At 73.6% G+C, this 1,441-nt stretch carries 1 protein-coding gene and 1 pseudogene; both read right to left on the bottom strand.

Annotation, left to right across the window (positions count from 1 at the left end):
* Positions 1-418, bottom strand: a pseudogene (locus ACFU99_RS43570) (allantoicase); the annotation flags it as partial.
* On the bottom strand, positions 415-1,441 hold a 1,027-nt coding region (gene allB / locus ACFU99_RS43565), incomplete at its 5' end, for an allantoinase AllB (protein WP_384404306.1). The pseudogene ACFU99_RS43570 and the gene allB, both read right to left, overlap by 4 nt.

The raw sequence follows: 1,441 nt of genomic DNA, 5'->3' as shown, positions 1-1,441 counted from the left end.
CCGGGTAGTTGCCGCGGAAGTGGGCGGTGTCGACGACGAGGCCGCGTACGACGCCGGGGACGCCGAGCCGGATGAGCGCCCAGTCGTGGTCGTCGTGGGCGGGGTGCGGGTGTTCGGCGGTGGCGCCGCGGCGGCGTCGGGTCTCCCAGCCGTCCATGATCTTGCCTTTGTGGCCGAAGTGCTCGGGGTCGAAGCGCGGGGTGTCGGGCTTCAGCAGGTTCTCGCGTTCGGCGAAGAACTCGTCGTTGGCGGCGATGACGCCCGCGCCCAGCAGCCGGTCGGCGAGGTCGGGCAGGTCGGTGAAGGGGAAGGCGGCGGTGCGGTAGTCGGCGTAGGGGTCGCCGCCGTGGAATGGGGCGGCGTCGCCGGTGAAGCGGGGGATGCCGGCACCTATGTCGGTGCCCGTGCCCGTACTCATGCGTGCTGCGTCCTTTCGAGGAGCCGGCCGGTGGGGGCGGTGGGAACCCCGCCGTCGGCGATCTTGTGGCCGCGCAGCCACGTGGACCGTACGACGCCGTGCAGGGTGCGCCCGGCGTAGGCGGTGATCCGGTTGCGGTGGTGGAGCGCGGCGGGGTCGACGGTGAAGGCGGCCTCGGGCGCGAGGACCGCGAAGTCCGCGTCGCGGCCCGCCTCGATGGCCCCCTTGGCGTGCAGCCCGGCGAGCCGGGCGGGGGCCGTGGACATCCAGCGCGCGACGTCGTCCAGGGTGTGGCCGCGCCGCCGGGCGGCGGTCCAGACGGCGGGCAGGCCGAGCTGGAGGGAGGAGATGCCGCCCCAGGCGGTGGCGAAGTCCCCGGTGTCGGGGTGTTTGAGTTCCGGGGTGCAGGGCGAGTGGTCGGAGACCACGCAGTCGATGACGCCGTCGGCGAGACCGGCCCACAGCGCGTCCTGGTTGACCGCCTCCCGAATGGGCGGGCAGCACTTGAACTCCGTCGCGCCGTCCGGCACTTCCTCCGCCGCGAGGGTCAGGAAGTGCGGACAAGTCTCGGCGGTCAGCCGGACTCCGGCGCGCTTCGCCTCGGCGATCAGCGGCAGCGCGTCGCCGGAGGACAGATGCAGTACGTGCACGCGGGCGCCGAGCCGGGCGGCGAGCTCGACGAGGGTGGTGACGGCGTCGTTCTCGGCGGCACGCGGCCGGGAGGCGAGGAAGTCGGCGTAGCGCCGTCCGGTGCGCCGCGGGGCTTGGTCGAGCCGGTCGGGGGCCTCGGCGTGCACGATGAGCAGCCCGCCGAAGTCCGTGATCTCCGTCATGGCGGCGGCGAGTTGCCGCCGGTCGAGTTCGGGGAACTCCTCGACGCCGGAGGGCGACAGGAAGCATTTGAAGCCGAAGACGCCCGCGTCGTGGAGCGGTCGCAGCTCCCCCGCGTTGTCGGGGATCGCGCCGCCCCAGAAGCCGACGTCGATATGGACCGCGCCGGCCGCGGCGCGCTGTTTGACCAGC

This window comes from Streptomyces sp. NPDC057654 (assembly GCF_042800135.1).
GTDB lineage: Bacteria > Actinomycetota > Actinomycetes > Streptomycetales > Streptomycetaceae > Streptomyces.
This window is presented reverse-complemented; position numbering and strand designations above follow the sequence as displayed.